Raw genomic sequence first — 3,499 nt, 5'->3', positions numbered from 1 at the left:
GTCCTCGAGGCGATGCTCGAGGCCGGCGTCGACGTGGTGCGCCTCAACTTCTCCCACGGCAGCCCCGATGACCACCGCCGCCGCCTCGAACGGGTCCGCGCCATCGCCGACCGCCTGGGGCGCAGCGTCGCCGCCCTGGGCGACCTCCAGGGCCCCAAGATCCGCATCGCCCGCTTCAAGGCGGGCGCCGTGGAGCTCGAGGAGGGGCAGTCCTTCATCCTCGACATGGGCCTGGGCAGCGACCAGGGCGACGAGACCCGCGTCGGCTGCGACTACAAGACCCTGGCCGACGACGTCGGCCCCGGCGACCGCCTGCTGCTCGACGACGGCCGGGTGGTGCTCGACGTCAACCGGGTCGCCGACCACCTGATCCACACCAGCGTGGTGGTAGGCGGCACGCTCTCCAACAACAAGGGCATCAACAAGCAGGGCGGCGGCCTCTCGGCCCCGGCCCTCACCGAGAAGGACAAGGCCGACCTGGAGACCGCCGTGGCGATCGGCGTCGACTACCTGGCGATCTCCTTCCCGCGCAGCGCCGCCGACATGGTCGAGGCTCGCAAGCGGCTCGGCGAGGCCGGCCGCGAGATCGGCCTGGTGGCCAAGCTGGAGCGCGCCGAGGCGGTAGCTGACGACGCCACGCTGGACGCCATCATCCGCGCCAGCGAGGCGGTGATGGTGGCGCGCGGCGACCTGGGCGTGGAGATCGGCGACGCCGCGTTGATCGGCACCCAGAAGCGCATCATCAAGCACGCCCGCACGCTGAACCGCGCGGTGATCACCGCCACCCAGATGATGGAGTCGATGATCGAGTCGCCGCTGCCCACCCGGGCCGAGGTGTTCGACGTGGCCAATGCGGTGCTCGACGGCACCGATGCGGTGATGCTCTCCGCCGAGACCGCCGCCGGCGACTTCCCGGTGGAGACCGTCGCGGCCATGGACCGGGTCTGCCTGGGCGCCGAGCGCGAGCGGCGCATCCAGGAGTCCGGCCACCGCATCCACGAGGGCTTCAGCCAGGTCGACGAGACCATCGCGCTCTCCGCCATGTACGCCGCCAACCACCTCGCCGGGGTGGCCGCCATCGCCTGCATGACCGCCTCCGGCTACACACCGCTGATCGCCTCGCGGATCAGCTCGGGGCTGCCCATTGTCGGCCTGGCCCACAACCCGGTGGCCCAGCGGCGCATGGCGCTCTATCGCGGGGTGGTCTCGCTGCCCTTCGACACCAGCGAGATGTCGGCCGCCGAGCTCAACGACCGGGCGCTGCAGCGGCTGGTGGAGCAGGGCATCGCCGAGCCCGGCGACCACGTGATCCTCACCCGGGGCGACCACATGAACGCCCATGGCGGCACCAACACCCTGAAGATCCTTGCCGTGGAGGCCAGCCATGAGTGACATCCGCCCGCCGCGCAACGTGACGCGGACCCTGCCGGCCCGCAAGCGCATCGCCCTGGTCGCCCACGACGGCAAGAAGGAGGAGTTGCTGGAGTGGGCGGGGCACTGGCGGGAGACCCTGGCCGAGCACAGCCTGATCGGCAGCGGCACCACGGCGGGGCGCGTCTCGCGCACGCTGGGACTCGAGGTGGAGGGCCTGATGAGCGGCCCGCTGGGCGGCGACCAGCAGATCGGGGCGCGCATCGCCGAACAGCGGCTCGACCTGCTGATCTTCTTCTGGGACCCCTTCGCGCCGCAGCCCCACGACCCCGACGTCAAGGCGCTGCTGCGCCTGGCGGCGCTGTGGAACATCCCGGTGGCCTGCAACCCCGCCAGCGCCGACTTCCTGATCAGCTCCCCCTGGCTCGGCCAGGCGTACGAGATGACCATCCCCGATGCCGGTGCCTGGGTCTCCTCCCGTACCGGCTGATCGCGCCCCCTGCCCTGCCGAGACGTCGACAACCTACCCAACCACAAGAGGTCGACCATGTTCCAGCTCACCCGCAGCGTCACCTGGCAGGCCCTCCAGGGCCTACAGCAGCAGACCGCCAACGACCGCATCCGCGACTACTTCGCCGCCGACCCCGAGCGCTTCGAGAAGATGAGCCTGCGCGTCGGCGGACTCTTCCTCGACTACTCCAAGCAGCCGGTCTCCGACGCGGTGCTGGCCACGCTGATCGAGCTCGCCGAGCACTCGGCACTGGTCCAGCGCCGCGCCCAGATGTTCTCCGGCGACATCATCAATGTCACCGAGGACCGGCCCGTCCTCCATACGGCCCTGCGCAACCTCGGCGAGGGGCCGCTCAAGGTCGACGGCCAGGACGTGATGCCGGAGATCCAGCGCACCCGCGAGCAGATCCGCACCTTCTCCGAGGCGGTGCGCAGCGGCGAGTGGACGGGGTACGACGGCCAGCGCATCAAGGATGTGGTCAACATCGGCATCGGCGGCTCGGACCTGGGCCCCAACATGGCCTGCCGGGCGCTGCTCAAGCACCGCCACCCGGCGCTCGGCTTCCACTTCGTTTCCAACGTCGACGGCGCCCATATCCAGAAGGTGCTCAGCCGCCTCGACCCGGCCACCACCCTGTTCATCGTCTCCACCAAGACCTTCTCCACCCAGGAGACGCTGCTCAACGCCCATACCGCGCGCCGCTGGTTCCTGGACAACGCCGGCCCGGACGCCGACGTGGGGGCCCACTTCATCGCCGCCTCGACCAACAAGGCGGCGGCCATGGCCTTCGGCATCCGCGAGGAGAACGTCTTCGAGTTCTGGGCCTGGGTCGGCGGGCGCTACTCGATGTGGTCCTCCATCGGCCTGCCCATCGCACTCTCCATCGGCTTCGAGGGGTTCATGGAGCTGCTCGAGGGCGCCTATGAGATGGACCAGCACTTCCTCGCCGCGCCCTTCGCCGAGAACATGCCGGTGCTGATGGCGCTGATCGGCATCTGGCACATCAACTTCCAGGGCGCCGAGACCCAGGCCATCGTGCCCTACGACCAGGCGCTGCATCAGCTGCCGGCCTTCCTGCAGCAGCTCGACATGGAGTCCAACGGCAAGTCGGTGGACATCTTCGGCCACCCGGTGGACTACAAGACCGGGCCCATCGTCTGGGGCCAGACCGGCTCCAACGGCCAGCACGCCTTCTTCCAGCTGCTCCACCAGGGCACCCGCTACGTGCCCATCGACTTCATCGCCTCGCTCAGGCCCGAGCCGGGCATGGAGGAGCACCACTTCGCGCTGCTCACCAACATGCTGGCCCAGGCCAACGCCTTCATGGAGGGCAGCCAGACCGGCAGCCGGCTCGACCCCTACAGCTGCCCGGGCAACCGCCCCTCCAGCGTGCTGCTGCTCGACGAGCTGACACCGAAGAACCTCGGCGCGCTGATCGCGCTCTACGAGCACAAGGTGTTCGTCCAGGGAGTGATCTGGAACATCAACTCCTTCGACCAGTGGGGGGTGCAGCTGGGCAAGCGCATCGCCGGCGAGATCAGCGAGCGCATCGACGCCCACAGCCAGGACTTCGATGCCTCCACCCAGGGCCTGCTGGCGCTGGTGCGCGGACACTTC

General features: G+C 69.5%; 3 protein-coding genes. All 3 read left to right on the top strand.

What is annotated here, in order from left to right:
• On the top strand, positions 1-1,392 hold a 1,392-nt coding region (pyk, locus tag QLQ83_RS16520; protein ID WP_282736611.1), incomplete at its 5' end, for a pyruvate kinase.
• Entirely contained in the window at positions 1,385-1,861 is a 477-nt protein-coding gene (locus tag QLQ83_RS16515) for a methylglyoxal synthase (RefSeq protein ID WP_282736610.1), read from the top strand. The genes pyk and QLQ83_RS16515, both read left to right, overlap by 8 nt.
• 57 nt (positions 1,862-1,918) lie before the next feature.
• Positions 1,919-3,499: glucose-6-phosphate isomerase (pgi, locus tag QLQ83_RS16510; RefSeq protein WP_282736609.1), on the top strand; the 1,581-nt coding region annotated here is incomplete at its 3' end.

The sequence above is a fragment of the Halomonas rhizosphaerae genome (genome assembly GCF_030010555.1).
Taxonomy (GTDB): Bacteria; Pseudomonadota; Gammaproteobacteria; order Pseudomonadales; family Halomonadaceae; genus Halomonas; species Halomonas rhizosphaerae.
This window is presented reverse-complemented; position numbering and strand designations above follow the sequence as displayed.

Coding starts and splice junctions, on each gene's coding strand:
- QLQ83_RS16515 (WP_282736610.1), top strand. CDS start 1,385: ATGAGTGACATCCGCCCGCCGCGCAACGTGACGCGGACCCTGCCGGCC.